At 37.8% G+C, this 25,019-nt stretch carries 19 protein-coding genes; 11 read left to right on the top strand and 8 right to left on the bottom strand.

The window, feature by feature from the left end:
- The first annotated feature begins 2 nt into the window (after positions 1-2).
- Positions 3-980, top strand: coding sequence for a glycosyltransferase family 2 protein (locus JO178_RS15250; RefSeq protein WP_291937733.1), 978 nt, complete (start codon positions 3-5; stop codon positions 978-980).
- A 91-nt stretch (positions 981-1,071) separates the two neighbouring features.
- Positions 1,072-1,626: a 3'-5' exonuclease gene (locus JO178_RS15255; RefSeq protein WP_291937736.1), complete on the top strand. Its 555-nt coding sequence runs from the start codon at positions 1,072-1,074 to the stop codon at positions 1,624-1,626.
- A gap of 113 nt (positions 1,627-1,739) precedes the next feature.
- Here the strand turns inward: JO178_RS15255 and apaG are convergent, their stop codons facing one another.
- From apaG to glgB, 7 genes are all read right to left on the bottom strand, one after another.
- A complete protein-coding gene (gene apaG / locus JO178_RS15260; protein ID WP_291937740.1) occupies positions 1,740-2,129 on the bottom strand; it encodes a Co2+/Mg2+ efflux protein ApaG in 390 nt (129 codons plus the stop codon).
- A gap of 81 nt (positions 2,130-2,210) precedes the next feature.
- Positions 2,211-3,464, bottom strand: coding sequence for a 2-oxoglutarate dehydrogenase complex dihydrolipoyllysine-residue succinyltransferase (odhB, locus tag JO178_RS15265; protein WP_291937743.1), 1,254 nt, complete (start codon positions 3,462-3,464; stop codon positions 2,211-2,213).
- Positions 3,465-3,501: 37 nt separating this feature from the next.
- Positions 3,502-6,315: a 2-oxoglutarate dehydrogenase E1 component gene (locus tag JO178_RS15270; RefSeq protein ID WP_291937745.1), complete on the bottom strand. Its 2,814-nt coding sequence runs from the start codon at positions 6,313-6,315 to the stop codon at positions 3,502-3,504.
- Positions 6,316-6,429: 114 nt separating this feature from the next.
- Positions 6,430-7,470 carry an SRPBCC domain-containing protein gene (locus JO178_RS15275; protein ID WP_291937748.1) on the bottom strand — a complete coding sequence of 347 codons (1,041 nt, stop codon included), beginning with the start codon at positions 7,468-7,470 and terminating at the stop codon, positions 6,430-6,432.
- A 250-nt stretch (positions 7,471-7,720) separates the two neighbouring features.
- Positions 7,721-8,989, bottom strand: a complete 1,269-nt coding sequence (locus JO178_RS15280) for a glucose-1-phosphate adenylyltransferase (RefSeq protein WP_291937751.1) — start codon at positions 8,987-8,989, stop codon at positions 7,721-7,723.
- A 74-nt stretch (positions 8,990-9,063) separates the two neighbouring features.
- Positions 9,064-10,470 carry a glycogen/starch synthase gene (locus JO178_RS15285; RefSeq protein WP_291937753.1) on the bottom strand — a complete coding sequence of 469 codons (1,407 nt, stop codon included), beginning with the start codon at positions 10,468-10,470 and terminating at the stop codon, positions 9,064-9,066.
- A gap of 2 nt (positions 10,471-10,472) precedes the next feature.
- Positions 10,473-12,419: a 1,4-alpha-glucan branching protein GlgB gene (glgB, locus tag JO178_RS15290; RefSeq protein WP_291937755.1), complete on the bottom strand. Its 1,947-nt coding sequence runs from the start codon at positions 12,417-12,419 to the stop codon at positions 10,473-10,475.
- Positions 12,420-12,618: 199 nt separating this feature from the next.
- Here glgB and JO178_RS15295 point away from each other — a divergent pair, with 199 nt between their 5' ends.
- From JO178_RS15295 to JO178_RS15335, 9 genes are all read left to right on the top strand, one after another.
- Entirely contained in the window at positions 12,619-13,740 is a 1,122-nt protein-coding gene (locus JO178_RS15295; protein ID WP_291937758.1) for an alpha/beta hydrolase-fold protein, read from the top strand.
- A gap of 90 nt (positions 13,741-13,830) precedes the next feature.
- Positions 13,831-15,246, top strand: coding sequence for a leucyl aminopeptidase family protein (locus JO178_RS15300; protein ID WP_291937761.1), 1,416 nt, complete (start codon positions 13,831-13,833; stop codon positions 15,244-15,246).
- A 141-nt stretch (positions 15,247-15,387) separates the two neighbouring features.
- Entirely contained in the window at positions 15,388-16,593 is a 1,206-nt protein-coding gene (locus JO178_RS15305; protein ID WP_291937764.1) for an ATP-grasp domain-containing protein, read from the top strand.
- 38 nt (positions 16,594-16,631) lie between these two features.
- A complete protein-coding gene (locus JO178_RS15310; RefSeq protein ID WP_291937767.1) occupies positions 16,632-17,345 on the top strand; it encodes an alpha/beta hydrolase-fold protein in 714 nt (237 codons plus the stop codon).
- Between the two features lie 78 nt (positions 17,346-17,423).
- Positions 17,424-18,377 (top strand): hypothetical protein, encoded by a 954-nt coding sequence (locus JO178_RS15315; RefSeq protein ID WP_291937770.1) that lies wholly within the window; start codon positions 17,424-17,426, stop codon positions 18,375-18,377.
- Between the two features lie 27 nt (positions 18,378-18,404).
- Positions 18,405-19,526 carry a carboxylate-amine ligase gene (locus tag JO178_RS15320; protein WP_291937773.1) on the top strand — a complete coding sequence of 374 codons (1,122 nt, stop codon included), beginning with the start codon at positions 18,405-18,407 and terminating at the stop codon, positions 19,524-19,526.
- Positions 19,527-19,558: 32 nt separating this feature from the next.
- The gene (locus tag JO178_RS15325; protein ID WP_291937775.1) at positions 19,559-20,392 is read left to right on the top strand and encodes a GMP synthase; all 834 of its coding nucleotides are present in this window, start codon (positions 19,559-19,561) and stop codon (positions 20,390-20,392) included.
- Between the two features lie 192 nt (positions 20,393-20,584).
- A complete protein-coding gene (locus JO178_RS15330; RefSeq protein ID WP_291937780.1) occupies positions 20,585-21,763 on the top strand; it encodes a hypothetical protein in 1,179 nt (392 codons plus the stop codon).
- A 16-nt stretch (positions 21,764-21,779) separates the two neighbouring features.
- Positions 21,780-22,238: a hypothetical protein gene (locus tag JO178_RS15335; protein ID WP_291937783.1), complete on the top strand. Its 459-nt coding sequence runs from the start codon at positions 21,780-21,782 to the stop codon at positions 22,236-22,238.
- Positions 22,239-22,307: 69 nt separating this feature from the next.
- Here JO178_RS15335 and cphA read toward each other — a convergent pair whose 3' ends face one another.
- Entirely contained in the window at positions 22,308-24,935 is a 2,628-nt protein-coding gene (gene cphA, locus JO178_RS15340; RefSeq protein ID WP_291937786.1) for a cyanophycin synthetase, read from the bottom strand.
- Positions 24,936-25,019: the final 84 nt, after the last annotated feature.

Genomic DNA, 25,019 nt, shown 5'->3' on the forward strand with positions numbered 1-25,019 from the left:
ACATGCAGAAAAAACTGGCAGTTGTCATTTTAAACTGGAACGGCAAAAACTGGCTTGAGAAATTTTTACCAAGTGTTGTTCAATTTTCTCAGAATGCAGACATTTATGTTATTGACAATCTTTCAACAGATGATTCCATAGACTTTCTGAACACCCGTTTTCCGGGCGTAAAAATCATTCAGAATCAAAAGAACTATGGTTTTGCAGGAGGATATAATGAAGGCTTAAAGGAGATTAAAAATGAATATTACTGTCTTCTCAATTCTGATGTGGAAGTGACTGAGAACTGGACAGAGCCTGTGCTGGAAATTCTGGAGAAAAACCCTTCAGTTGCAGCAGTACAGCCTAAAGTTCTCTCTTATCACCAGAAAAACTTTTTCGAATTTGCCGGTGCGGCAGGTGGTTTAATAGATAATCTGGGCTATCCTTACTGCAGAGGTCGGATTTTTGATGATCTGGAGGAAGACAAAGGCCAATATGACGATGAAACAGAGATTTTCTGGGCATCGGGCTGTTGCTTTTTCATCCGGTCAAATGATTTTTGGGAACAAAATGGCTTTGATGAGAGGTTTTTTGCACATCAGGAAGAAATAGACCTATGCTGGAGACTCATTAATTCAGGGAAAAAGATTTTCTATACGGGGAAATCCAACGTTTATCATGTAGGCGGGGGAACATTGAATAAACAAAGTGCTCAAAAAACCTATCTGAACATCCGAAATAATCTTTCGATGATGCTTAAAAACCTACCTTTTCCAAGACTGATCTGGCTTATATTCTTCAGACTTTGCCTGGATGGGATAGCCGGAATTTATTTTGGATTAAAGCATGGTTTCCCTCACCTTTGGGCTGTTGTGAGAGCCCACTTCGGATTTTACAGACAACTTCCGGCCACCTGGAAACTTCGCCAAAAACATCAGAAAGATAAATTCTATCAGTCGAAATGGCTTATTTTTAAACATTTCCTGGGCGGAAAATAGCAGGCTGTAAAGGATAGATTTCAGATAGTAAAACTTAAAAGCCGGTTAAAAGAAAAACTTTAAACTTTAAACTAAAAAATTCCAAATAAAGATGGATTTCTGTGCAATAGATTTTGAAACAGCCACTCACGAGAAAAGTTCTGCTTGTGAGATGGGTATTTGCGTGGTACAGGACTCCCGGATTGTGGAAACCAAGACATGGCTGATAAAACCGCCAAGTTTCCCCTATTTTAGTAGATTCAATATTGCTGTACACGGAATACAACCGGAAGATGTAAAAGATGCTCCTACCTTTGACGAAGTATGGTATGAAGCACAGGATATGATGTATGGAAGTCTAATGATTGCACATAATGCAGGTTTTGACGCTTCTGTTTTAAGAGGATGTCTTGAACATTATGGGATGTTTACACCTACATTGAATTATTTATGCAGTATTCAGCTGGCAAAAAAATCTTGGAACTACCTCCCTAAATATGGGCTCAAGCCTCTGGCTGAATATCATAAAATTGATTTTACCCATCACAGAGCCGGAGCTGACGCTGAAGTCTGTGCTAAAATTTCTTTACTTGCTTTTGAAAAACTCTTCCTCACCAGCAATGATGAAGTAAACGAATACATGAAAGCAAAAATTAAAAAGCTTTAAACAATTATGGATGATGGGCCCGGGCTCATGATCTATAATCTCTTCCAAATTCCTTATATTCTTTTTTACAAGAAAATAATTCATTCAGGTGCTTGCTTACGGTACAGGAAATATTAGTTGCTTAAAACTTCAGATAAGAGATTAAACTTTGGAATATCAATTTCAAAAGTTTCTTGGGTCTTAAGGTTTTTAACCAGGTATTTTCCGCTCATATTTCCGACACCGGACCGAAGCATTACATTTGAGAAATAGGCGAAATTTTCACCTGTTCCTATTTCCGGAGTCAAACCTATTACTCCGTCACCTATAATCTCAGTATATCCAAATCCTACATCAAAAATTAACCATTTTCTTTTAAGCACTTTGATAGGAAAGCTTCCGTCATTTTCTATCGTAATGTTGTACTTAAAGACGTAACGGTTTTCGGATGGAAAACTGTTTTTACTATCATATTCAGGTATTACTGAAACTTTGATATTGGAAGTCATTTTTGAGAACATCATTATAGTATTTTCTTAATAGATACAAAAATCTCGCCTTTTTGAAGGCGAGATTGTATAATTATATTATAATTTTATTAAAACTTATAATCCAAGGCCTTTTCTTTCGTCACCACCCATTAATACTTCAACAGGGTTATCGATACCTTCTTTTACCGCTACAAGGAATCCTACAGATTCTTTACCGTCGATAATTCTATGATCATAAGACATTGCCACATACATCATGGGTCTGATAACCACCTGTCCGTCAACAGCTACAGGTCTCTGGATAATATTGTGCATTCCTAAGATGGCAGATTGCGGCGGGTTGATGATTGGAGTAGATAACATAGATCCGAATGTACCTCCGTTGGTAATAGTGAAAGTACCACCGGTCATTTCATCAACTGTAATTTTACCATCTCTTACCTTAATAGCAAGATCTTTGATATTAGCTTCAACAGAGCTGAAAGACATATTTTCTGCATTTCTCAATACAGGAACCATTAATCCTTTAGGACCTGAAACGGCAATTGAAATATCACAGAAATCATAGTTTACTTTGAAATCTCCGTCAATAGATGCATTTACATCAGGATACATTTGTAATGCTCTTGTAACCGCTTTTGTAAAGAAAGACATGAAACCAAGTCCAACTCCGTGTTTTTGAGCAAATTCTTCTTTATATAGCTTTCTTAATCTGAAGATTTCAGACATGTCAACTTCGTTGAAAGTTGTCAACATCGCTGTTTCATTCTTCACAGAAACTAATCTCTGTGCGATTTTTCTTCTTAAAACTGAAAGTTTAGTCGTTGTGGTAGACCTTGAACCGGTAGCAGTAAGAGGGCTTCCTCCTAATGCAGGAACTGCAGCCAATTCAGCATCAGTCTTAGTGATTCTTCCGTCTCTTCCTGTTCCTGAAACCTGTCCTGCATCCATTCCTTTTTCGTCAAGGATTTTCTTAGCAGCCGGAGACGGAGCTCCTGTAGCATAAGTTTGTGGAGCAGCAACCGGTGTAGCTGGTTTCGGAGCTTCTTGTTTAGCAGGTTCAGCAGCCTTTGGAGCTTCTTCCTGTTTTGGAGCTTCAGCAGCAGGTGCAGCACCTTCTGGTCTAGCAGCATCCATATCAATTAAACAAACGACCTGACCTACTTGTACCACATCACCTTCTTCTGCTTTTAAAGTGATAACACCACTTTGTTCTGCCGGCAATTCAAGAGTTGCTTTGTCTGAGTCTACTTCAGCGATAGGTTGATCTTTTTCTACATAATCACCATCTTTTACAAGCCAAGTTGCAATTTCAACTTCTGTAATTGATTCGCCCGGTGAAGGAACTTTCATTTCTAAAACTGACATATCGAGTATTTTTTATTTTTTAATTGATTATTATTTATTAAGCTGTAACTGGTCTTTTTGCAGGAGCATCATCTCTGTCGAATACTCTGTTGATGACTGCATTTTGGTTCTTTTCAAACATTTTGTGGCTACCCGGAGCCGGTGCACCGCTTGGTACCGGGGAAATTACCTGGATTCCTGTATCTCTGAAGTTTCTTAAAATATAAGACCAGGCCCCCATGTTTTCAGGTTCTTCCTGAGCCCATACTAATTGTTTTCTGTTTTCATATTTACTGAAGATCGCTTCAATAGCATCCGTCTGAAGCGGATACAACTGCTCGAATCTTACCAATGCAATAGTATCACAGTTCAGTTCTTCTTTCTTCGCTAATAATTCGAAGTATAGTTTACCTGAACAAAGAACTAATTTTTCTACTTTTTTAGGATCTGCCGTTGGATCATCTAAGATGGGCTGGAATGAACCGTTTGCAAAATCTTCAAGTGGAGAAACAACTTTAGGGTGTCTCAATAAAGATTTAGGACTCATTACAACTAATGGTTTTCTGAACGCCCATTTCAACTGTCTTCTCAATAAGTGGAAGTAATTGGCAGGGGAAGTAATATTCGCTACAACCATGTTTTCATTAGCACAAAGTGTTAAGAATCTCTCCAGTCTTGCTGAAGAGTGCTCTGCACCCTGCCCTTCTGAACCATGAGGTAATAACATTACCAAACCGTCCTGAATTTTCCATTTTTCTTCGGCAGCTGCCAAATACTGATCAACAATAATCTGGGCACCGTTTACGAAATCTCCGAACTGAGCTTCCCAGATGGTTAATGTATTAGGAGAAGCCATTGCATATCCGTAGTCGAAACCTAAAACCCCATATTCTGAAAGGTGAGAATTGAATACATCAAATCTGCTTTCTGATACATGTCGTAACGGGATATATTCTTCTTCAGTATCTTCTGTTTTTACGACAGCATGTCTGTGAGAGAACGTACCTCTTTCCACATCTTCACCGGAGATTCTTACATTGTGACCTTCCACAAGAAGTGTAGCATACGCCAACCATTCTCCTAATGCCCAGTCTAATGAATCTCCTTCAATAGCTTTAATACGGTTTTCGAAGAGTCTTGTAATCTTGTTAAGGAATTTTTTATCTGCAGGAAGCGTAGACATTTTAAGTGCTAATTCTTTCAGTTTAGCTAAGTCATATTTAGTATCAACCGGTAGTTGAACTGCACCTTTTTTTCCGATCGGATAATTTACCCAATCATCTGCCATAAACAGGTCCATTACGTTTTTCTCAATCTCCTTAGAAGCATCAAAGTCTTTATCCAGGAGTGCTTTGAATTCCGTTTCCATTTTAGCGATTACATCGTTGGAAGTAATACTGTCTTTAAGTAATTTATCTTTATAAATTTCTCTTGGATTCGGGTGTTTTGAGATGGTTTTATATAGGTTGGGCTGAGTAAATCTTGGCTCATCCCCTTCGTTATGCCCGTATTTTCTATATCCTAACAGGTCGATATAAACATCTTTACCGAATTTCGCTCTGAAATCAGCAGCAAAGTGGATCGCATGAACAACAGCTTCAGCATCGTCAGCATTTACGTGCATTACAGGAGATTCTGTAACTTTTGCAATGTCTGTACAATAGGTTGAAGATCTCGCATCCATGTAATTGGTTGTAAATGAAACCTGGTTATTGACAACGATATGAACGGTACCTCCGGTTCTGTATCCTTCCAAAGTCATCATCTGAGCAACTTCGTAAGCAATTCCCTGACCGGCAATAGCACCATCACCGTGGATGATGATCGGTAATACTTTAGAATAGTCTTTATATTTGTCGTCCACTTTCGCACGGCAGATTCCTTCTACAAGAGCTGCTACCGTTTCAAGGTGAGACGGGTTTGGAGTAAGGTTGATACAAACTTCTTCCCCTGAAGCTGTTTTGATCTTTTTAGAAGATCCTAAGTGATATTTAACGTCACCTGAGAATACATCCTCTTCAAATTCTTTACCTTCAAATTCTGAGAAAATCTGTTTGTAAGATTTACCGAAAATATTGGTCAGTACATTAAGTCTACCTCTGTGAGCCATCCCCAATACCACTTCATCTACTCCAAGTTGAGAAGATCTTGAGATCAACTGATCTAAAGCCGGGATTAATGTTTCACCTCCTTCTAATGAGAATCTTTTTTGTCCTACAAATTTTGTATGAAGGTAGTTTTCAAATGCAACCGCCTGGTTTAATTTTAATAAGATTTCTGTCTTTTCATTAGCCGAAAGACTTGGGTGGTTTTCATTTACCTGAAGCCACTTCTTGATAAAATCTTTTTCTTCAACATTGTTGATATAAGTATATTCTACCCCGATAGAATCACAGTAGATATTTTCCAAATGCTTGATCAGATCCGCTAAAGTAGCAGGTTCCTTCATTCCTGTTTCAACAGCGCAATTGAATTTTGTATTTAAATCTTCCTTAGAAAGACCGAAATTTTCGATATCTAAAGTGGGTGTGTAGTGTCTTCTTTCTCTAACCGGGTTTGTTTTTGTAAACAGGTGTCCTCTTGTTCTGTAAGCCTCAATAAGGTTTACTACCTTAAATTCTTTCTTGATGTGCTCAGGTACTTCTCCGTTTGATACGGCCTGAGAAATCTGCTGTACTGCCGGAGCAGCGTTGGCCGGAGCCTGAATAAACTGGATGTTATCGTCATCTCCGTAGTTCTCTAAAGCAAAATCGAAGCCTTGAAAGAAAGCTTTCCATGATGGTTCTAAAGAATCTGGGAATTTTAAGTACTGTTGGTATAAATCCTCAATTAATTGAGAATGAGCTGCGTTTAGGAATGAAAATCTGTCCATTATTACAGTTTATCTATTTATTAAAATTTATTTGTAGAATTAATCTTCAAATTTAATAAAAAAAACCGAGTTAGAACAGTCTAAAACCGTTAAAAAAAATTAAGAAAAAAAAACTTATTTAAAGACTGATAATGAGAGCTTAAGGTTTACATCCTGCCCTTCCATTGGTCGTTCAATGAAAGTCTGGCGGATGTCCCCAAAACGCATCTCATCCTTCTTAGCTTTCTGAATCAGCAGCTGAATTGCTTTAATCCGACCTTCATAACTGCCTTTATAATACATCACATAATTCTGGGAAGGATTAATGGTTCTGAAGCTAAAATTATTGTCTGTAACGCCAATTTTCTTGGAAAGCGGAATTCCTAAAAAGTAAGACACCTCTTTATCTTTATAATTATCTGCATCCGTCATTAAAACGGGATACCCGAACTCATCATCTTTCTTTCCAAGATCCATCGTTACGAAATTATACATTTTGTTATAATTCATCACAATATTTTTGTACAATGCATCTTTTTTATTGGCTGTACTTACATTGATTCCGAGTAACAATTTATCTTCTTCTTTTTCCACCATCAGGCTGTCATATTTAATGGCTGCCATCTGGTTATCTTTTTCTACTTTATTTCCTAAAACATTCTTAAGATTCACCATACTTTTAGTGATATTTTCAGCAAACCGGTCTTCTGTCCAGAAATTTTCCACTCTTTTCCAGACGGGAAGTTTAGGGGTATGTACATACCATATAATTTGTGTTTTTTCAGCAGAAAGTGGTTTGAATTTCACATCAACTAATGTCGGGTTTTCATTTTCATCTTCAAAAAGCTGATATTTTAAAGTCTTATTAAGGTTTTCATACCTGATGAACATCTCTCCATCGGTATTATTTTTAGGATCCACATAGCTGATGGCGCTCCCCTGCCCTTCATAAGGCATATAGTAATCTATATCCATAGATTGTGAACTGGTAAAATAATTATTCCACCTTGTAAAATGCTGAAGATTATTAAACTGTCCGAAGACTTTATCTACAGGGTAATCAATTTCTTTTTCAATGGTGAAATTTTTACTTTCATCCACAAAATAATACATAGAAGCAACATACGCTCCTCCTAAAAGAATAATGATTAAAGTTAATATTTTGAAAATACGCATCACGCAAAAATAGTACAAATAAAAAAAGTGACCAATATGCTGATCACTCTTGTTGTATGTTTAACAATAATTAACCTAATTAAAGACTGGAAGCCAGCTGAGGAAAGCTGGAGGCCAGTATTCGACGAATAAGTACTCATCCTATTCTGATTAAAAATATTCAACCTTATCCAAATCTCATTTGATAAAGATAACTGGTTTTACTCCGGTTTTAATAATTTCCATCTTCCAGCCCTTATTTTATTTTCTCCTATCCAATATGTGTTCCCGGAGGTAATACAGCTCCTTTCTTCACGACTACAATGCCATCCTGAACAGAATGGGTACCATAGTCTCCGTCCGGCAAATGCTTTCCGCCAATGATTTTCACATTATCTCCGATATAACAATTTTTATCCAGAATAGCCATTTCAATATAGCAATATTTCCCGATTCCCATATTAGGACGCCCTCCTCTGTCATTCATAACAATTTCTGTGGTATTTTGGTAAAAATCCGCCCCCATTACATAAGAATTGACAATGGTGCTTCCTTTATCTATACGTGTACGATTTCCAATAACGGAATTTTCAATTTTATCCGCCATTATGATACATCCGTCTCCAAAAACTGCTTTACTCACATAAGATCCGTTGATTTTTGACGGCGGAAGCATTCTTGCCCTTGTATAAATAGGAGAAGATGAGAAAAGATTAAACTGCGGAAGGTCCTGACAAAGATCCAGATTGGCTTCATAGAACGATTCAATAGTCCCTATATCTGTCCAGTATCCTTCATATTGAAAACTCAGGGTTTTATATTTCCCTATGGAACTTGGAATGATATCTTTTCCAAAATCATCTCCGGCTCCTTCATCAAACATTTTTTTAAGAATAGTTTTGGTAAAAATATAAATTCCCATAGAGGCCAAAAACTCTTTCCCCCTGTGTTTATTTTCTTCTGATACTTCAGATTTCAGACCTTCAAGCATATCATAATCCGGCTTTTCATAAAAGGAGGTGATATTGCCTTCATCGTCGGATTTTAAAATCCCGAAACCGGTAGCATCTTTGGCATTTACAGGTATGGTAGCTATGGTAAGATCTCCCCCGTTTTCAATATGAAAATCCAGCATTTCCCTGAAATCCATTTGATAAAGCTGATCTCCTGAAAGGATTAAAATATAGTCATAATCATATTTTTCAAGATGTTTCATCGACTGACGTACCGCATCTGCCGTTCCCTGATACCAACTCTCGTTTTCCACATTCTGTTCAGCAGCCAGAATATCTACAAAACCTTTGCTGAAAATATCAAAATGATAAGAATTCTTGATATGTGAATTTAAGGAAGCCGAATTAAACTGAGTCAGAACCAGAATTTTGTTCAATCCCGAATTCAGACAGTTTGAAATAGGAATATCTACCAATCTGTATTTTCCTGCAATCGGAACTGCCGGTTTTGATCTTGAATACGTTAACGGGAATAACCTTGTCCCTCTGCCGCCTCCTAAAACAATGGAGATTACATTTCGATTCATAAATATCTTGCGTTTATTAGGTTTAGTGTTCAGCATATATTGAATACATGCCTGTATTAATTTTTTCTTCCTGATTAGTGATTATATAAAGCTATGTATTTTTCCGCAGATTTCTCCCATGCAAAATCAAAATTCATGTTGGCATGGATAAGATCTTCCATGACTCCTTTTTGATTATAAATCTGTAACGCTCTGTTCATCGCATGTACAATATCATCCACTCCCGGATAGGTAAAATTCAAACCTGCTCCACCGGTTGAAATATCTTCTACGGTATCTCTAAGCCCACCTGTATACCTTACAATAGGAACTGTCCCGTATCTCATGGCATACATTTGATTCAGTCCGCAAGGTTCAACTCTTGACGGCATCAACAGGAAATCAGCGGACGCATAAATTTTATGGGAAAGATGTTCTTTATACCCTACATCAAGGGCAAAATTGGTGTAGGTATACTCGTATTCTTTTAATTTATTTTCGATATATGTATTTCCGGAACCAAGGATCATTATATTTAAAGCTCCATAACTCTGCTTGATGCTTTTCCATACAACATCAGGCAGCAAATCGGCTCCCTTTTCCGTAGCAAACCTTCCGATAAAGGCAAATAATGGAAGTTCGGGTTTTAGCCCATATTCTTTACATAGTTTTTCCTTTCCTTTTTTCTTTTGGCTAACAGCATTTTTACTGTTAAAATTAAAATCCAGCATGGGATCGGTCTCAGGATTCCATACTTCCGTATCGATCCCGTTGATGATCCCGTATGCTTTTCCGAATTCCTGACGTACCAAACTTTCCAGTCCTCTGAAACTGATAAAAAGCTCCTCAAGATAACCTTCCGAAACCGTAGTAAAGGCATGGGAACATTTGATCATACTGGCCAACGGATTGATCATTCCGTTCCAATCCATCAATCCCCATTTATAGGAGTCAAAAGAAGGCATATAGTTCGCCATATTCCAGCTCATCATTCCCTGATATTCACCATTATGAATAGTTCCAATCGTTTTCACTCCTTTTAAAAACTTAAAATCCGGACAGTTTTCAATCATAAAAGGAACCAAACCCGTATGATAATCATGACAGTGTAAAATATCGGGACGAATTTCCATAGCACATAACCAGTGCAACACTCCTTGCTGAAAGGCAAGAAACTGAAAACTTTCATCCTGATAGCCATAAGGATTTTCCCGGTCTAAAAGCCCCGGAATTTTCACCATATACAATTCAAAACCCAGCACATTTGTCTTTTCTTTTATAACCTGAACCTGTAGCATATTGCCTCCCTGATGAATGAATCCATCAAAAACAATATCAAATTCATGATCATATACAAAAGGTTTATTGTACCAGGGCATGACTACCTTAGCATTCATGCCTTTTATCTTATTCTGATATTTCGGAAGTGCCCCGACTACGTCTGCCAATCCTCCTACTTTTGCTACGGGGTAACATTCTGTGCTTAAATGATAAACAACCATTTTTATCTTTTATGTTTTATTCTGTGTAATTGATACTTCTTATCTTTCTTCTGTTTCAAAACAACTCCTGCTAATGGAGGAAGCTTTATAATCATCAGTTTCTGATACCCTTTCCACTCTTCATATTTTTCATCCAGAATTTCCGGTTTCACGCCACTGCCACTATATTTTTCGTCATCAGAATTGAGTACTACCTCCCAACGGCTTCCTGTCTGAATCCCAATGGTATACTCCATTACTTTTGGAGCAAGATTCAGAATAACCATGCCAACATCATCCCTTCTTTTTCCCTTTCTCAGATATACATAGACCGAATTTTCCATGTCATCTGCTTCTACCCACTCAAAGCCGCTTTTATCAAACTGATTTTCATAAAAAGCAGGTTCTGTTTTATAGAGATGATTCAATTCTCGTACAAGTTCCTGTAATCCTTTATGAACAGGGTATTTCAGCAGATGCCAATCCAGGCTCCGGGTAAAGTCCCATTCACTGGTCTGCCCAAATTCATCGCCCATAAAAAGCAGTTTTGCTCCCGGATGCGTATACATATAGACATATAAAGTCCGGAGATTGGCAAACTGCTGCCATTCATCACCTTTCATTTTATAGATCAGACTGGCCTTACCATGTACTACTTCATCATGTGACAAAGGCATCATATAATTTTCATTATACATATACATGGATGCGAAGGTGAGCTTGTGATGATGAAATTTTCTATTGGGGAAATCTTCTTTAAAATAATCCAGTGTGTCATGCATCCAGCCCATCATCCATTTCATTCCAAAGCCTACTCCGCCATCATGAACGGGTTTTGTCAATAGAGGAAAATCTGAACTTTCTTCAGCAATTGTCATGATGCTATTCCCGAATTCTTTATATACCGCCGTATTGAATTCCTGAAGAAAAGCTTTCGCTTCAAGATTAACATTACCTCCATATATATTGGGTTCCCATTCGCCTTTATTTCTTGAATAATCCAGATGCAGCATTGAAGTCACGGCATCTACGCGAAGTCCGTCCGCATGATAACGGTCCAGCCAGAACATCGCATTGGAAATAAGGAAAGATTTAACCTCATTTCTTCCGTAATTAAAAATATAAGATTTCCAGTCCGGGTGAAAGCCTTTTCTGGGGTCTTCGTGTTCATAAAGGTATGAACCATCAAAACGGTGCAGTCCGTTGGCGTCGCCCGGAAAATGTGACGGAACCCAATCCAGAATGACACCAATTCCGTTTTTATGGAGCTCATCGATAAGATACATCAGATCCTGCGGAGATCCGAAACGTGAAGTTGCCGCATAGAATCCCGTAATCTGGTAACCCCAGCTCGGATCATATGGATATTCCATTACAGGCATCAGTTCCACATGAGTAAACTCCATCTTCTTTACGTAGGGAACAAGCTTTTCCGCTATATCCCGATAATTTAGAAAACGATCGGGATCCTTTTCATTTCTGAGCCATGATCCCAGATGAATCTCATAGACTGATAAAGGGGCTTCCAGACTATTTTTTTTCCAGCGGCTTTCCATCCATCCTATATCATTCCATTCATACCAGGTGGTAGACACCAGTGAAGCAGCCTGTTTATTTTGTTCCCAGCTTACTGCATAAGGATCACTTTTTTCCAGAATTTCGCCTCTAGGAGTTTCTACTGCATATTTATAAAGGGTTCCCCAGGTAAGGTCTTCAATAAATCCTTCCCAAATCCCGGATTCATCCCATCTTGGGTATAAAATATGATCTTTATGATTCCAGTTATTAAAATCACCAATTACAGAGACTTTTTTGGCATTAGGAGCCCAGACCGAAAAATAAATTCCTTTTACACCGTCTTTCTCTGCAGAATGTGCTCCAAACTTACTATACAGCTTATAATGCCTACCTTCTTTGAAAAGATACACATCATGATCAGTGAAAAGTGTATAGGTTTTAACAGAATTCATCAAGGTCCGATTGTATTTAAATATTTTCCCTGAAACTACGAAAAATCCCGACAACAGCGGTTAATTATTAATCAAATAATTGTCAAGTTAAATTCATTGTTTGCCTGTCTATCAAATATATCATTTTTCTACTCATTTTTTATGATTTTAAAACAAACTTTTTTATAAATTTAGCCGTCAATTTATAGTAAACACACTGATGAGATTTGAACTTCATACAGAAGAAAAGGATGAAAGACCGGTATTTATCACCGGAAATTTCAACAAATGGAATCCCAAAGATTACAACTATCAGCTTACCCAGACGGATCCCGGTAATTATTTTATTGAAATAGATGATTCCGTACTTCCTGATGAAATTGAATATAAATTTACAAAAGGAGGTTGGGAAAATGTTGAACTGGACTCATACGGAAGTATTACTCCCAATCGAAAAGCAAAAAAAACAACAGGAAAAACAACAGATACTGTAAATCAGTGGAGATTAAACTGGGGACCGTTTAAAGATGAATTTTTTCCTATAGTAGAAATCATATCTGAACAATTTTATATGCCTCAGCTTGACCGCTACCGGAAAGTATGGGCACTCTTACCCTATGATTATCACAATTCGGATAAAAGCTATCCTGTACTCTACCTTCAGGATGCTCAGAACCTCTTTAATGAAGGAAGCGATTTCGGCAACTGGGAAATTGATAAAAAGCTGTCTGTGCTTGCGGAATACGGACGTGGTGACATTATCATCATCGCTATAGAACACGGAAGTCAGAACAGAATTAAAGAATATATTTTCGACAACGACAATGTTGCAAACGGCTCCGAAGGAAAGAAATACATCCGTTTTATTACGGATACTCTGAAACCTTTTGTAGATGAAAAGTACAGGACTAAAAAAGACAGGGAAAACACAGGCATTGGCGGGAGCTCACTGGGCGCTCTCATCAGTCTTTACAGCGGATTTCTTTATCCCGAAGTCTACTCCAAACTTTTAATATTCTCCCCCTCACTCTGGGTAGAACCGAATAACAATTTTCCGCTGATGAATTTCAGAATTCCTTTTAAAACAAAAATCTACATCTATGGAGGAAGCCAGGAAGGCTCTAAAATGGTTAAAAGAATCCAGGTTTTCGAAGAATATCTGAAAAGGTGGGAAAGAAAGAATTTTTTTGATTTCGAATTCAGAACCAGTATCAATCCTGAAGGGAAGCATAACGAGTTTTACTGGTCTCAGGAATTTCCCAGAGCAATAGAATGGCTTTTCTACGACAATACAGAAAATCCTGTAGAAGTAAAACCCCAGCAAAAAAACGCTCAAAAATAAACCTATGAAATTGCCGTGATATAACAGACGCCTATGTCTACAAATACGGTACGATCGCGTATGATCTTTAAAAACAATAAACATCTTTGTATGAAATTAATTAATAAAAAAAATAAGCAATACACTCAGATTTTTCAGTTATTCACTGAAGAGGAATGGGTAAAATCAAGCAAGAACTTCAACAAAAACATAAGCCCTTTTTTTACCGGGAAGAAATACGAAACATTCGTGTATACCAATGAAGAAAGTATTACCTATTTTATCGGCTTAGGCAAATCCACCGTTCAGAATTTTGAAGTTCAGCAGGTTGCGAATAAATTCTCCCAGACACAAAAAGACAGATTATTAGCCGCTCCCACACTGGTACTCGCAGACTTTCTTCATGAGAAACAATTCGAGGAATTCGTCAAAGGATTACTGATCGGAACCTACCAGTATCCGTTTGAAAAAAAACATGTGTTCTGGAATACAAAGTTTGAGCTTCATTTTGAAAATGTGAGCCAGAAAAAACTGGATCATATCATTCAGAAAGCTGAAGCTTTAAGTAACGGACAAATTGCCTGCCAGGAATGGTTAAACAAACCGGCTAATCTTAAAAAGCCTGATATATTCAGTTTGTACCTTAAAAATCTGGCTAAAAAGCATGAACTAAAATATACTGTTTTTAACAGAAAAAAATGTGAGGAACTTGGCCTTGGCGCTTATCTTGCCGTCAACCAGGCAAGTGCTTATGATGCGGCTTTTACAATTCTGGAATATAAAACCTCCGTTAAGAATGCCAAAACATTTGGTTTGGTCGGAAAATGTATCTTATTTGACACCGGAGGTATTTCATTAAAAAACTCTGCCAATTTACATTATATGAAGTCTGATATGGGTGGGGCTACGGCAGTTCTCGGAACATTGATCTATGCTGCAGAAATGAATCTTCCGGTAAACATTATCGCCGTTCTTCCCGTTACCGACAATGCTATTTCTGAAAAGGCACTCCTTCCAAGTGATGTCATTACAGCATATAATGGAAAAACCATTGAAGTTCTGGATACCGATGCCGAAGGAAGGCTTGTTCTTGCAGACGGATTATCTTATCTTTCGAAAAACTATAAAACCGATTTCCTGATCGACTTAGCCACATTAACCGGAAGCTCAGTAAGAATGTTCGGAGATACCTGCGGGGCAATGTTCTCCAATAATGAAGATTTAAAAAACCTTTTAATAAAAACAGGTGATCAGACTAATCAGAGACTGTGGAACCTTCCGCTCTGGGATATCTGGAAAGACGAAATTCAGTCTGATGTGGCAGATCTTAAAAACCTGTCTATAAAACCTGTGGGAGATTGTATCATTGCCGCTAAATTTTTAGAACAATTCATTGAAAATCACCCGAAATGGGCTCATCTGGATATAGCCGGAGTGGCCTTCGGAAATGTGGGATATGCTAAAGAAAAAGCAGCCACCGGTTATGGGGTTCAGTTGCTCACTGATTTAATCGAAAATTATCATTAAAAATTAGTTTTTTACAAAAATTCTCTGTATACTTGATTAGAGATTTTTCAAAAGCATACCATATTTTAATTTTTGATAATAATCAAACAACAAAGAATTGCTTTTATTTTTGAAAATTCACTAAACCTTAAAAAACATTATATGGAGGAGAAAACTATTGTATGCATTTCATGTTATTACAAGGGCTACGATTTCATGGATGAAATGAAGAAGCTCGGTAATAAAATTATCCTGGTTACATCAGAAAATCTCAAGGAAAAAAACTGGCCGTGGCATGCCATTGATGAGGTTTTTTATATGCCGGAATTAAAGCCTTCGGTCTGGAATCTGGAACATCTGATTCAGGGGTTTTCACATTTGATGAAAACCAGGAAAGTGGATGCAGTAGTAGCCCTCGATGATTATGATGTAGAAAAAGCTGCTCTGATCAGAGAAACATTCCGGATTCCCGGAATGGGACAGACCACTCACCGCTATTTCAGGGATAAACTGGCCATGCGTCAGAAAGCAAAAGATTCGGGGATTAACGTTCCTGAGTTTACAGCCGTCTTCAATGATGATGAGGTGAATAATTTTACATACAGAGTTCCTGCTCCATGGGTGTTAAAACCCCGGTCGGAAGCATCTGCATCAGGAATTAAAAAAATAATTTCGAGAGAAGAGCTTCATGAAGCTTTGAATGCTCTGGGTGAAGAGCGTCATCTCTTTTTACTGGAAAGTTTTAAACCGGGAGATGTTTTTCATGTAGACAGCCTTACTTTTAATAAAGAAACGGTATTTACCTCAGCCTCCAAATACCTTGCTCCCCCTATGCAGGTTTCTCATGAAGGCGGGGTATTCAGATCCAAAACACTGGGCCGGTATTCTGATGATTTTAAGGCACTCCAAGAAATCAATGCCAAAGTACTGTCTCATTTCGGACTTGTGAATGGCGCTACTCATACAGAATTCATCAAAGGAAAGGAGGATGGAAAATGGTATTTTCTTGAAACCTCTTCCAGAGTTGGTGGCGCACATATCCCGGATCTGGTAGAAGCTTCAAGCAGTATTAATATCTGGCGGGAATGGGCTAAGATTGAAGATGCTCTTTTAAGAGGTAAAAACTATACGGTTCTCCCTCCTACCGGATATTATTCAGGGCTTATCATAGCCTTGATCAAAGATAAAAATCCTGATTACAGTCAACTGGAATCTGCGGAAGTCGTTAAATTTCTTCCTATTGAATATCATATTGGAATTGTTTACAAATCCAACGATGCTGATATTATTCAGGAAAGGCTGGACACTGCGGCGGAAAAAATCCAGGCAGAAATGCTTAACATTTTACCCCCGAAAGTACGAAGCTGAACCCTTACCATATAATCATTATTAAAGAAGATTAGTCAATGCCTCATATAGAACACACAGAGTATTATTCCAATATACTCGGCACAAGCCTGAACGTGGAAGTCACGGGACACTATGGGTATCCAATCATTATGTTCCCTACTTCTCAGGGGCTGTATACCCAAAATCATGATTTTCATCTTAACGGAAGCATCAACTGGTTTGTAGAACAGGGAAAGGTAAAACTTTATAATATTCAGACTATTGACAGCTGGAGCTTTTATGATGAAAAAATTTCTCCGCAACAGAGAATAAGAAATTATGAACGGTATATACAGTTTCTGATTAAAGAATTTATTCCTTATATTCAGAAGCTTCATAAAACCCACCGTGTTGCTGTAGCGGGTGCGAGTTTCGGAGGCTATCATGCAGCTAATTTCGCCTTCAGATTTCCCGATGTTGTCTCCCATCTGTTTTGCCTTTCAGGTGCTTTCAGTATAAGGAATTTCATGAATGGTTATTCTGACGACCTGGTGTACTTTAACTGTCCCAGGGAATTTGTAAGAAGTGATGAAGCCTGGAAATATAAACACATGCACATTGTACTGAGTACTTCAGATCAGGATATCTGTAAAGATAAGAATATTGAAATGGCAGAAATTTTAAACATAAAAGGAATAAATTTCTGGTATGATGAAAGAAGATGGATAGGCCATGACTGGCCGTTGTGGAGAATGGTTTTTCCCATCTTTATAGGAACTTATTTTTCCTAAACCCTATTTTTAATCTCATCTTTTTAAACGCCAAGGTTCTTTGAAAATAAAAATATACACCCATTAAAAACAAAAATTATGACAAAAAAAGTAGGCATTCTATTCGGCATGGAAGATACATTTCCCTGGGCATTCATAGACAGGGTAAATGAGCTTGGTAATGGAGAAATCATCGCCGAACCCGTAACCATTGATAAGTTGGAGCAAGGCGCTGATTACGGTTATGCCGTGATCATCGACAGAATTTCACAGGATGTCCCTTTTTACAGAGCCTATCTGAAAAATGCGGCACTGAATGGCACCTATGTAATCAATAATCCGTTCTGGTGGAGTGCAGATGAGAAATTTTTCAATAATGCCCTGATGACAAAGCTTGGAATCCCTCTTCCGAAAACTGTTCTCTTACCTTCTCATGAAAGGCCATCCAATACTTCGGAAACTTCATTCAGAAATTTAACCTTCCCTCATGACTGGGAATATATATTCGGTTATATCGGATTTCCTGCTTATATGAAACCTCATGACGGAGGTGGCTGGAAAAACGTATACAGGGTGGAAAACCCCGATGATTTATGGAATAAACTGGGAGAAACGGAACAACTCGTCATGATGGTTCAGGAAGAGATCGTTTTTGATGATTACTATAGAGTGTATTGCCTGGGACGCAAGTATGTTCATATTATGCCTTATGAGCCCAGAAATGAGCCTCACCTGAGATATGCAACTACTCATCAGACACAAGGAGCTGAACGGGAAAAGCTGTTAAAAACTATTCATGATTATACGATCAAAATGAATGAGGCATTAGGTTATGATTTCAATACAGTAGAATTTGCGGTAAGAGACGGAATTCCTTATGCTATAGATTTTTGCAATCCGGCACCTGATGCAGACAGAAATTCCGTAGGGGAAGAAAACTTTGCATGGATCATAGAACATGCAGCAAAGCTGGCCGTGGAAAAAGCAAAAGAATACATTCCCGGAAAACCTAATATCACATGGGGAACTTTTGTGAAGGATTCCATCAAATAATATTGAAAAAATAAAAAACACAATACAATGCATCATCAGTTTACTATCGGAATCGAAGAAGAATATCAGATCATTGATGTTGAAAGCAGGGATCTGATTTCTCACGTTTCAAAAATCATTGAAGGCGGCAAAGCGGTTTTAAGTGAAAACCTGAAACACGAAATGCACGAATCCATGATTGAAATGGAAACGGGAATCTGTCAGAATATTCAGGAAGCAAGAGCTGAATTAACGGGTTTAAGGCGACACCTCATTAATATTGCCCATGAACAGGGACTACGTGTTTCCGGGGGCGGAACACATCCGTTTTCTCACTGGTCAGCCAACAATATTACCCAGGGAGAAAGATATATTAAAATTATTGATGATATGGGAGATGTTGCCCGTGAAAATCTTATTTTCGGACTTCACGTTCATATTGGCATTCCTAACCGTGAAGAGGGTGTCAGGATTCAGAATGTAATGCGTTATTTCCTGCCTCATGTCTATGCTCTTTCCACCAATTCACCTTTCTGGATCGGACGGAATACCGGCTTTAAATCTTACAGACAGGAAATTTTCGTAAAATTTCCAAGAACCGGTATTCCCAGTTATTTCAATTCTCTGGCTGAATTCGACAGTTACGTAGATCTTCTGATAAAAACAGGAACAATTGATAATGCAAAAAAAATATGGTGGGATTTGAGAGTTCATCCGTTTTATCCTACCATCGAATTCAGGATTTGCGATATGCCGTTAAGAATTGATGAAACAGTTTGTCTTGCTGCTATTATGCAGAGTCTGGTGGCTAAAATCTACAAACTCCACCGGCAAAATTTAAGTTTCAGAAGTTACAGACGACTGCTACTGAATGAAAATAAATGGCGGGCTTCCAAAAGCGGTATCGAAGCTCATCTGATTGATTTCGGAAAAGAAGAATCTGTTCCTTATCCACATTTACTGAAAGAGCTTTTAGAGTTTATTGATGATGTGGTAGACGATTTGGGGTGCAGAAAAGAAGTGGAATATGCCTGGAAAATTCTGGAAAACGGGACAGGTGCAGACCGACAGCTTCAAATATTCAAAGAAACCGGTGATCTGACAAAAGTGGTAGATTATATGATCTCAGAAACTGAATACGGCATCACCCATGGCGAACCTGCTTCATAATATTTTGATAACTTTACAAAAAATATGATGTAATGAAAGATATTCGAATTGCTCTGTTAGATATGAATAATAACCATGTCAATCAGGGCTTCAGAAACATTAAAGAAATTTCTGAGGCATTCCGGCAGAGTTCTGAAGAAAATGTAGCTATCCGGACATTTGATGTAAGGTTTAAAAATGAAATACCTGAAATCGGAGGCTTTGATATTTTTATTTCCTCAGGCGGTCCGGGTGACCCCCACAGAGAAGGCCTTGAATGGGAAAACAGATTCGCCCATTTCTTAGATTCTGTTTTTGAACACAACAAAAATAATGAAGATAAAAAATATCTGTTTCTGATCTGTCATTCATTCCAACTGGCAAGTATTCATTGGAAGCTTGGAAATATTAACAAAAGAAAATCCTATTCTTTTGGCGTAATGCCGGTTCATAAGACCAAAGAAGGCAGAGATGAATTCTTATTTAAAAACCTTCCGGATCCTTTTTATGCAGTAGATTCCAGAGCATATCAGTTCATTGAACCTGATCATACCCAGCTTGAAAGACTGGGAATGGAAATCGTAGCTATTGAGAAATTCCGTCCGCACATCAATCTGGAAAGAGCGATTATGGCCGTGAGATTTTCTGAAGAGATCTTTGGTACCCAGTTTCATCCCGAAGCCAGCCCCGAAGCTTTAATTGAAAACCTTAAGGATGAGAAAAATAAAGAAGCGATGATCGAAAATTTCGGAATGGAAAAATACCTTGAAACCATGGACAGGATAGACGATGATGACAAAATTATTCTGACCCGAAATGAGATCCTTCCAAGATTCCTTCAGTTTGCCAAACAACATATTATAAAGAAAAGCGAATCTTTGGCCTAAATACAGAAAGCAGACGAAAGAAGAATGGAAGTCATTATTAATCCCAAAAGCTTCCGAGCTCCTTAAATTCAGATTCAGGCATTACTGGATTTAAATTTTTATTAGGATCCTCAGTAACCTATCTCTTCCAGTTTCCTTACTATAACAATCGGACAGCAGTGTTCGATTTTTTAACACCACAAAAGAAAAAATATGATCTCAAAATACAGACAACAATTTAACCGGGAATTCTCTGAAGAAAAATACCAGAAGGTTAAAGATATTTTGCAGCAAAAAAGTGGTATTGCACCTGCTTTCAGGATTTCAGAAAGCCCCATTATACTGACTAAAGAATTTGAAGCTAAACTTCTTAATGCCAGTGAAAGCATTATCAGCCAGATCAGCAAACTTCCTGCACCGCTTTTCCAAAAAGCAATCCCTGAGAACTGCAGAGTGCCTAATGACACAGATAAGCCTCATTTCTTTACCATAGATTTCGGAGTATGTAAAAGTGAAAACGGAGAAATAGAACCACAATTAATCGAATTACAGGCTTTCCCTTCACTGTATGCATTTCAAAAAACTTTCGAAGACACATTTTGTGAAGTCTATCCTTTTCTTGCAGAGATCAGGAATCCAATGCCTCATGAAACTTTTAAAAATTATTTAAAAGATTTGATTGTTGGCGATGAAAACCCTGAGAATGTTATTTTACTTGAAATTTTCCCTGAAAACCAAAAGACAGCAATAGATTTTGCATTAACAGAACGATTATTGGGTATTAAAACAGTATGCTTAACCAAGGTAAAAAAAGAAGGCAAGAAGCTCTTTTATGAGAATAACGGAAAGCGCGTTGAAATCAAAAGAATCTATAACCGTGTTATCTTTGACGAGCTTGATCATATTTCCGGACTCAGTACTGAGTTTAACTTCCGTGAAGAAGCAGATGTAAAATGGATAACCCATCCCAACTGGTTTTTTAAAATATCTAAGTTCCTTCTTCCGCTATTAAAGCATCAGTATGTTCCTAAGAGTTATTTTCTGCATGAATTTCCGGATCATGAAAACCTTGAAGATTTTGTATTAAAACCTTTATTTTCCTTTGCAGGAAACGGAGTTAATTTAAGCCCTACCCGGGATATTACAGAGGCTATTACGGATAAAGAAAATTATATTTTGCAGAGAAAAGTACATTACGAACCAATATGTAAAGACATTAACGGAGATTTTTCAAAAGCAGAAATCCGTTTACTCTATATCTGGAGAGAAGAGGATAAACGCCCTATCCTGCTTGAGAATCTGGGAAGAATGACTAAAGCGGCGATGGTAAATGTAGACTTTAACAAAAAGGATGCAATCTGGATCGGAAGTTCCAATGCTTTTTTCGGGTAATCATAATTAAAATACAATGGAAGAAAAATCAAATTTTGACGAGTTTGATACAAAAAATAATATTGTACGGAGGCGAAGCTTATTACCATTATGGATTAAAATTTTCCTATGGTTCTTTTTAATAGGCGGAACAGCAGGTGTAATTTTATTGTTAACAGGCTTCTTAATCACCAATTCTTCTTTATCCCTATACGGAATCAGGGCAGATCATCCTTATTCAGCAGCCGGGCTCTTCATCTGCTTTTTATTTATTTTCAAAGGTATTGTCTCCTATGGACTCTGGTTTGAGCAGAAATGGGGACCAAAGGTCGGAATCATTGATGCTGTTTCAGGTATTCTAATCTGCATCTTCATGATGATTATTGCTCCTTTTACATTTCCTTCTGTTAGTTTTAACATCAGATTGGAGCTGGTTCCTTTACTTTTCTATCTGATGAAAATGATAGAAATAAGAAAAACCTGGGAAAACCTATAAAAAATGGCGACCTTGAAAATCTCAGTCACCATCTTTTTATTCATTAAAGGAAATTCCTCGTTAGTCTGTTTATATTCTATCATCTTCAAGCAGTTCTCTTGCCTGATATTCCTGAACCAGCTCAATAGCATTAGAAATCACATCACTTAAAGCGGTAATAAAAGTACCTTCCTCAGCCATTCCTATTGCATGTTTTAAAGCTTCAATTTCTTTAGGAATAATTTCGTAGCTCACCTCTTTACCGGCTTCATTGATTCCGTCTATGATTAAACCGTTTATTTCGTCCTCCGTTCTTCCTCGCAGATGTTTTTCATTCCGGATAATAATGTAGTCAAACATTCTTCCTGCAATTTTTCCGCATTCTTTAATATCATTATCTCTTCTGTCGCCAACGCCGGAAATAATTCCTATTTTCTTTGTAGATTCAATATTCTTCAGGTAATCTTCAATTGCCTCATATCCGGATGGATTATGAGCAAAGTCAATCAGCACTTTAAAGTTTTTAAATTTAAAAACATTCAGCCTTCCCGGTGTCAGTTGTGCACTTGGAATAAATGTTCTTAAAGAATTGGAAATATCCTCAATACCAAACCCGTGAAGGTAACTTGCAAGACTCGCCGCCAGTATATTTTCAATCATAAATCTGGCTTTACCTTCCATGGTGATCGGGAAATCTTTTGCTTTCCCTATTCTTATCTTCCAGTCACCTTTTTTGATGGTTACAAAACCTTCTTCATATACACAGGTAATTTTTCCTTCTTTTGCAAATTTCACAACGTGAGGATTGTTCTCATCCATACTGAAAATCGCGACATTACAATCAAGATCGTTCACAATCTTCATAGAATATTCATTATCGGCATTTAAAACACTCCAGCCATTCTTCTTTACACTGTCCAGCACTACTCTTTTTACTTTGGTAAGATCTTTTAATGTATGAATATCATTCATTCCCAAATGATCTTCTTCAATATTGGTTAAAACACCGATATCACATTGTGAAAATCCTAATCCGGAACGTAGAATACCGCCTCTCGCTGTTTCAAGAACAGCAAATTCTACGGTAGGATCCTTCAGAATAAATTCTGCAGAAAGCGGTCCTGTAGTATCCCCTTTCGATAACATTGTATTTTGGATATAGATACCGTCCGAAGTAGTGAATCCTACTCTGTATCCATTACTTTTAACAATATGGGAGATCAGTCTTGTTGTGGTTGTCTTTCCATTGGTTCCCGTTACAGCAATAATCGGAATTGTAAACGGTCTTCCTTGCGGATAAAGCATATCAACCACTGGGGCAGCTACATTTCTGGGCAACCCTTCACTTGGCGCCAAATGCATTCTGAATCCGGGAGCCGCATTAACTTCTATAATGGCACCACCACTTTCTTTTAAAGGCTGTGTCAGATTTTCAGCCATAATATCAATACCACAAACATCCAGCCCGATAATTTTTGAAATCCTCTCTGCCATGGTAATATTTTCCGGATGCACCATGTCCGTAACATCTATTGAAGTTCCGCCGGTTGAAAGGTTTGCTGTTGATTTCAGATATACCACTTCTCCTCTTTGGGGTACAGTTTCAAGGGTATATTGAAGTTTATCCAGTAATTCTAAAGTATCCTTATCCACTTCAATTTCAGTAAGAACATTCTCATGTCCATATCCTCTTCTCGGATCCTTATTTTCCTTTTCAATAAGTTGCTGAAGATTCAGTTCACCATCACCCACTACATGAGCAGGAACTCTTCTTGCTGCTGCAACCATTTTATTATCAATCACCAAGACTCTGAAATCATATCCTGTAATATATTTCTCAACAATTACCTTCCTGGAATACTTCTGAGCATGATCTAATCCTGTTTTGGCCACTTCCCAATCGTTCACATTAATAGACGAACCTTTTCCATGATTCCCGTCTAAAGGTTTCAGAACAACAGGATATCCAATTTTTTTAATAACGGCTTGTAACCCCTCCTCGTCCACCACCAGATCGCCGATGGGAACAGGAATTGCCCCGTCATGAAGCATTTTCTTGGTTAATTCTTTATTACATGCGATGTCTACAGCAATAGAACTGGTTTTTCCTGTAATCGTTGCCTGGAAACGTTCCTGATTCACACCATAGCCAAGCTGTACCAGAGAATTGGTTCCTAATCTTATCCATGGTATTTTTCTAGAAGCTGCTTCCTCTACGATACTTCCTGTAGAAGGTCCGAGACGCACGCGTTCCCTGATTTCTTTCAATCTGTGAATACACGCATTCAGATCATATTCTGCTCCTGCAATTAAAGCTTCTGCAATTTTCACAGCCTCTTCAGCCGCATAGATTCCGGCATTCTCTTCAATATAATTAAATACAACATTATATACACCGGGAGTTTTGGTCTCACGGGTTCTTCCGAAGCCAACATCCATTCCGGCAAGTGTCTGGATTTCCAAAGCGATATGTTCAATAACATGCCCCATCCAGGTGCCTGTTTCCACTCTATGGAAAAAACCACCCTCTACTCCTTCTGAACATCTGTGAGTGAATAGTGATGGAATTAATTTTTCAATCCTTTCCCTGAATCCATCAATCTTATTGGTAGGATAATTTTCCATTTCCTCAAGGTCTAACCTCATCTGTATCAGTTTCTTTCTTCTGATACTCCAGATATTAGGACCCCGTAGTGCCTGAATCTTTTCGATTTTCATAGTCTATTGGCATTTAAACAGTTAACAATAACTCCTTTTATAGCCAAAGATAATGTAAAACCCTAAACGAAACTATACCACATT

Origin of the sequence: Chryseobacterium sp. (assembly GCF_019236175.1) — a bacterium.
Lineage (GTDB): Bacteria > Bacteroidota > Bacteroidia > Flavobacteriales > Weeksellaceae > Chryseobacterium.

Excerpts from the sequence above, each read along its gene's own strand:
- apaG (WP_291937740.1), bottom strand. The coding sequence starts at position 2,129 with ATGATGTTCTCAAAAATGACTTCCAATATCAAAGTTTCAGTAATACCT.
- odhB (WP_291937743.1), bottom strand. The coding sequence starts at position 3,464 with ATGTCAGTTTTAGAAATGAAAGTTCCTTCACCGGGCGAATCAATTACA.
- JO178_RS15330 (WP_291937780.1), top strand. The coding sequence starts at position 20,585 with ATGATCTCAAAATACAGACAACAATTTAACCGGGAATTCTCTGAAGAA.
- JO178_RS15250 (WP_291937733.1), top strand. The coding sequence starts at position 3 with ATGCAGAAAAAACTGGCAGTTGTCATTTTAAACTGGAACGGCAAAAAC.
- JO178_RS15255 (WP_291937736.1), top strand. The coding sequence starts at position 1,072 with ATGGATTTCTGTGCAATAGATTTTGAAACAGCCACTCACGAGAAAAGT.
- JO178_RS15325 (WP_291937775.1), top strand. The coding sequence starts at position 19,559 with ATGAAAGATATTCGAATTGCTCTGTTAGATATGAATAATAACCATGTC.
- JO178_RS15280 (WP_291937751.1), bottom strand. The coding sequence starts at position 8,989 with ATGAATCGAAATGTAATCTCCATTGTTTTAGGAGGCGGCAGAGGGACA.
- JO178_RS15270 (WP_291937745.1), bottom strand. The coding sequence starts at position 6,315 with ATGGACAGATTTTCATTCCTAAACGCAGCTCATTCTCAATTAATTGAG.
- JO178_RS15310 (WP_291937767.1), top strand. The coding sequence starts at position 16,632 with ATGCCTCATATAGAACACACAGAGTATTATTCCAATATACTCGGCACA.
- JO178_RS15335 (WP_291937783.1), top strand. The coding sequence starts at position 21,780 with ATGGAAGAAAAATCAAATTTTGACGAGTTTGATACAAAAAATAATATT.
- JO178_RS15305 (WP_291937764.1), top strand. The coding sequence starts at position 15,388 with ATGGAGGAGAAAACTATTGTATGCATTTCATGTTATTACAAGGGCTAC.
- JO178_RS15300 (WP_291937761.1), top strand. The coding sequence starts at position 13,831 with ATGAAATTAATTAATAAAAAAAATAAGCAATACACTCAGATTTTTCAG.
- JO178_RS15315 (WP_291937770.1), top strand. The coding sequence starts at position 17,424 with ATGACAAAAAAAGTAGGCATTCTATTCGGCATGGAAGATACATTTCCC.
- JO178_RS15285 (WP_291937753.1), bottom strand. The coding sequence starts at position 10,470 with ATGGTTGTTTATCATTTAAGCACAGAATGTTACCCCGTAGCAAAAGTA.
- cphA (WP_291937786.1), bottom strand. The coding sequence starts at position 24,935 with ATGAAAATCGAAAAGATTCAGGCACTACGGGGTCCTAATATCTGGAGT.
- JO178_RS15275 (WP_291937748.1), bottom strand. The coding sequence starts at position 7,470 with ATGCGTATTTTCAAAATATTAACTTTAATCATTATTCTTTTAGGAGGA.
- glgB (WP_291937755.1), bottom strand. The coding sequence starts at position 12,419 with ATGAATTCTGTTAAAACCTATACACTTTTCACTGATCATGATGTGTAT.
- JO178_RS15320 (WP_291937773.1), top strand. The coding sequence starts at position 18,405 with ATGCATCATCAGTTTACTATCGGAATCGAAGAAGAATATCAGATCATT.
- JO178_RS15295 (WP_291937758.1), top strand. The coding sequence starts at position 12,619 with ATGAGATTTGAACTTCATACAGAAGAAAAGGATGAAAGACCGGTATTT.